The organism is Parafrankia sp. FMc2 (genome assembly GCF_041008525.1).
GTDB lineage: Bacteria > Actinomycetota > Actinomycetes > Frankiales > Frankiaceae > Parafrankia.
Genome location: NZ_JBFLUG010000276.1, coordinates 1 through 4,382, shown reverse-complemented (window position 1 = coordinate 4,382; position 4,382 = coordinate 1). Strand labels below are relative to the sequence as shown.

The 4,382-nt window shown below is 71.5% G+C and carries 3 protein-coding genes; 1 reads left to right on the top strand and 2 read right to left on the bottom strand.

Annotation, left to right across the window (positions count from 1 at the left end; all coding sequences use genetic code 11):
• Positions 1-267: 267 nt before the first annotated feature.
• Positions 268-1,875 (bottom strand): TIR domain-containing protein, encoded by a 1,608-nt coding sequence (locus AB1460_RS35930; protein ID WP_368966927.1) that lies wholly within the window; start codon positions 1,873-1,875, stop codon positions 268-270.
• A 233-nt stretch (positions 1,876-2,108) separates the two neighbouring features.
• Here AB1460_RS35930 and AB1460_RS35925 point away from each other — a divergent pair, with 233 nt between their 5' ends.
• Positions 2,109-2,342 (top strand): hypothetical protein, encoded by a 234-nt coding sequence (locus tag AB1460_RS35925; RefSeq protein WP_368966925.1) that lies wholly within the window; start codon positions 2,109-2,111, stop codon positions 2,340-2,342.
• A gap of 81 nt (positions 2,343-2,423) precedes the next feature.
• On the opposite strand, the gene AB1460_RS35920 is transcribed toward AB1460_RS35925, so the two are convergent.
• Positions 2,424-4,070: an alkaline phosphatase D family protein gene (locus AB1460_RS35920; RefSeq protein WP_368966924.1), complete on the bottom strand. Its 1,647-nt coding sequence runs from the start codon at positions 4,068-4,070 to the stop codon at positions 2,424-2,426.
• Positions 4,071-4,382 lie beyond the last annotated feature (312 nt).

The window sequence follows — 4,382 nt, the reverse complement described above, 5'->3', positions numbered from 1 at the left end:
CCCCGCGTCGTCCGCCGGGCCAACCGCACCCCATTCCCCACCAAGAAGCCGATCGACAGACACCTCACAGGACCACCACCCTCGGTCGTCACAGTACTAACCCGAACCTAAAGTTCCTGGTATTGGGGCGCGACCACACTGACAAGGTCACCGACCCGGAGAGCTGGCGGGAGAAGGACGGGCATGCCATCGGCCATGATTCTGATCGTCGCGGACGACGCGACGGGTCACCAGACGGGTCACCAGGCGATGAGGGTCGGCAGTCATTCAGCCGGGTGCAAGCTGGACGCGTCGCCATTCGCTGGCGAGCCCGGCGGTGCCGTCGGCCCTGTGGGCGGTGACCCGCCAGCGCTCGAGCGAGCTGGTGAACGTGTGGACGGCGGTGGTGCCCTGCTTACGGAGGGTCTCGGTGTGCTCCCAGGATGATTCGCCGGTCTGGCGTTCGATTTCCACCGTGTAGTCGGCGGCGCCTGGCACGGCGTTCCACATCAGGTCGAGCGACGTCCCCGAGAAGACGGGCGTGTTGTCCAGCGGCATGATGAGGGTGGGAGCGGGCAGCTGGGCCGTGGGCCCCACGTGCACCGATTCGGGTCGGCTCGTCCTCTGCCGGCCCGTCTCGTCGGTGACGGTGAGGGTGATGGTGTGCTTCCCGGGTTCGGTGAACCGATGGGTGCTCGTTGCCTTGGTACCCTTCTTGACGACGTCGTCGAAGGAGAACGTGTACTCCCGGATCGGACCTGATCCGGCGGCGGATTGCCCACCGTCCGCCCGCACCTCGAGCGGCGCCGGGCCGGCGGTGACGTCAACCGTGAGCGTTGCGGTCGGCGGTCTGTCCGGCGGGGCGGTCGTCGGTGTCGGTGCCGGCACCGTAGTCGTCGCCCCGGGGGCCGGCCCGGGACCTGTACCAGTGGGCGCGGGCGGCGCCGGCTCGAGGGTCCCTGTTCCGGGCGCCGGCGCGGCGGGCGTTCCGCCGCTGGGGCCTGGTGCGGTGGGTGCGGGAGCGGCGCCGGAAGTGGGAACGGAACCGCTCGGGTCAAGGGTGACCGACGCCCGGAGCTTACTGTCATCGCCGAACCCGACGGCTGCCGCCACCGCCGCCGCACCGACGGCCGCCGCGGTCAGGACGACGGCAGCACCCAGCCGCACCATCCGGGCCGGCGTGGTGAGCCGGTCCGCGGTGAGCGGGAAAGCGGGTGGCTCGTTCCGAGGCGGGCGGGCCGGCCTGACCAGGCCCGCCGGGGACGGAGGACCAGGTCTGCCGGCGTCGGCGGGATCGACATCAACGTGGGCGGAATCCCCGGCATCCCCGGAACCGTGGGTGTGGCCGGTCCCGGGGGCGACCCGGCTGGCGGCGGCATCGGTGGGCTCGTCAGAACCGGCCCCGACCATGACGGCGGACGTCAGCGGGAAGTGCGGCGCTGCTTTCGGCTTTACTCGCCCGTGGACCGCCCCGATGATCTGTGCGCGCAGGTGGTGCGCGGCATCAGCCTCCGACCTGCCGAAAAGGTCGATCGAGACCACCCCGCCGAGCAGGCCCGGCCGGACGCAGTCGGCGACGCGGACCGGCACCAGCCGTCGCGCGAAACCCTGCGAATCCGCCCGAAGCGCCGCCTGCCATTCCCGCTCGCCGTAGACGGAGCGCAGATAGGCCCCGGACAGCACGGCGACGATGCGCTGCGCGTCGCGGATTCCCCGCTCCATCATGGCCATCCAGTAGGAGCCCGGAACGAAGTCCCAGGCCTGGATCAGGACGGAGTAGCCGGCGTCCTCGAGCTGCCAGGCGATCCACTCGGCCCAGCCACGGTCGGCCTGGGTGTAGGAGACGAAGAAGTTCCACTCCGGCTCGGATCCGCTCACGTCCCTGCCGTCGCCCATGTCGTCCTCGGACCGCCCCACGCGTCTGAAGTCACTGCCGCCGGCTGGCTCATGCGAAGGTTGCAGTCGGTGCCCGTGCTGACGCGGATCGTATTCGCCGCCGGATTGCCGCCCCCGATCCCACGCTGTCGTGGAGACGACGCTCCGGAGGCGGCCTCGGCGGCCGTTCCCACGCGGCGAACCCGCCGCAGGACGCACCGCCGACAGCGGCGCCGCAGCCATCGGTCGCGGCGGTGGTCCGGCCGGAGCTTTCGGCCGCGGCACCGTCGCCGCCTGCGGCGGCGGATGCCCGCGCCGGGTGCGACTCGTCGTATCCCGACGTCTGCCTGCGCACCGACGTGGGCGACTACGACTGCGAGGGCGGGGAGGACAACGGCCCCCACTACGTCCGCGGCCCGCTGCGTGTCACGCCTCCCGACCCGTTCGCCCTGGACCGGGACGGCAACGGCCGCGGCTGCGAGGGCTGAGGCGACCTCCCGGGAAGGAGGACCTGGGAGGTCGCTGCCCTGTCTGGCCTCCAGCCCGCATCCGCGGTGGCGGCCTGGAGGCTAGCGGGCGACCAGGCCGGGGCTTCCCGCCTGCGTCACGAACGATCCGGCGGTCACCAGGGTGCCGCCGGGCGTGCTGACGTGGCTGACCGTCTTCCAGTCGATCTCGGCGGCCGTCGCGCCGAGGTTGACGAGCACGTAACCGCGCAGGCCGTTGTAGAACTTCAGGTGCGGGTTGTGCTCGTGGTAGCCGGCCCAGTTCGCCGGCTGGGCGGAACCGTTGCCGCCGCTGGTGATCGAGGTGGCGACGACCTCGGTGCCGAGGATCCTCGAGGCGGGGTCGGCCGGGTCGTCGTGGATGTCGAAACCGTAGGCCACGTGGACGTCGCCGGTGAGCACCATCAGGTCCTTGCCGGAACGACCCCGGCGGGGCTGGGCCTGCTTCCAGCCGTCGAGGACCCGCCGACGCGACGCCGGGTAGCCGTCCCAGGAGTCCATCGACAGGTTCGCGCTGCCGTCGGCGCTGGCCCGGCGGGCGAAGGTGACCTGCTGGGAGAGGATGTTCCACTGCGCGTTCGACCGCGCCCACCCGTCGGTGAGCCACCGCTCCTGGGCGAGGCCCGGCAGCGTCCTGGACTCGGCTTCGGACTCGGCGCTCGACGGCTTCCACCCGTCGCCGTTGGCCTGGTCGGTGCGGTACTGGCGGGTGTCGAGGACGTCGAACTGCGCCAGCCGTCCCCAGCCGAAGCGCCGGTAGAGCGTCATGTCGGGCCCCTGCGGGAACTGCGGCCGTCGCAACGGCATGTTCTCCCAGTAGGCGCGGTAGGCGGCGGCCCGGCGAAGCAGGAACTCCGCCGGCGGCACACTGTTCTCCGGGATGCCGCCGGCGTAGTTGTTCTCCACCTCGTGGTCGTCCCAGGTGACCACGAACGGGTGGGCGGCATGCGCGGCGATCAGATCCGGGTCCGACTTGTACAGCCCGTAGCGCACCCGGTAGTCCTCCAGGGTGGCCGTCTCCCGGTTGACCGCGTCCGGCAGCACCCGGTCGGTGTAGGCACGGGTGCCGCCGGCACCGTTGACCGCGTACTCGTAGAGGTAGTCACCGGTGTGGAAGACGGCATCCACGTTCTCCTGCGCGAGGTACCGGTAGGCGGTGTAGTAGCCCTGGTCGTAACGCTGGCAGGAGACGGTGGCGAACGTCATCGACCGTACGGGCGCGCCGGGGGCGGGCGCGGTCCGGGTCCGGCCGACCGGGCTCACCCACGAACCCACCCTGAACCGGTAGTAGTACTCGCGGCCCGGCGCCAGGCCGGCAACATCGACGTGCAGGGAGTGGCCGAACTCGGGATGCGCCCAGTCGTCACCGCGTCGCACGATGCGCCGGAACCGCTCGTCGGAGGCGATCTCCCAGGCGACCGGGATGCGGGCCGGCGGCAACCCGCCGTCGGCCGCCAGCGGCTCGGGCGCCAGCCGCGTCCACAGCAGCACCGAACTCGGCTGCGGGTCTCCGGAGGCGACACCGAGCCTGAACGGATCGCTCGTCACCTTCCCCGGGGCGAGCGCCGGAGCACTGGCGGAGGCGGTGCCGGGCAGGCCGACGGTGAACGCGAGCGTCGCGGCCGCGCCGGACAGGGTGAGGAACCTGCGCCGCTCCAGGCCGCGGGCGGCGGCCCGCAGCTCGGCGGAATGCTCAGAACTGATGGTCATGAATGTCTTCCTCGGGGGTGGGTCGACGGGGGACCAGACGAGCCCACCAACACGAGGTAGCTGCCCAAGAAACGTCACATTTCTGCTCAGAACCCACTTGTCGAAATGCTCAGCCTCCCGGTGAGCGGCCGATCGGCGCGTCGCGCGGTGCACTGTAGGATGATCGCGACATTCTCGCCTGAAGTCTCGGCAAGGCTACGTAGCGTACCGATCGAGGACATTGATGGCGGCTTTGGCCCGGTGGCCGTCCGCCGGCCGCCGGCCGGAGCCAGAAGCGCCGGGCTGGGAGGCGGGACCGGGGCGGGACCGGGG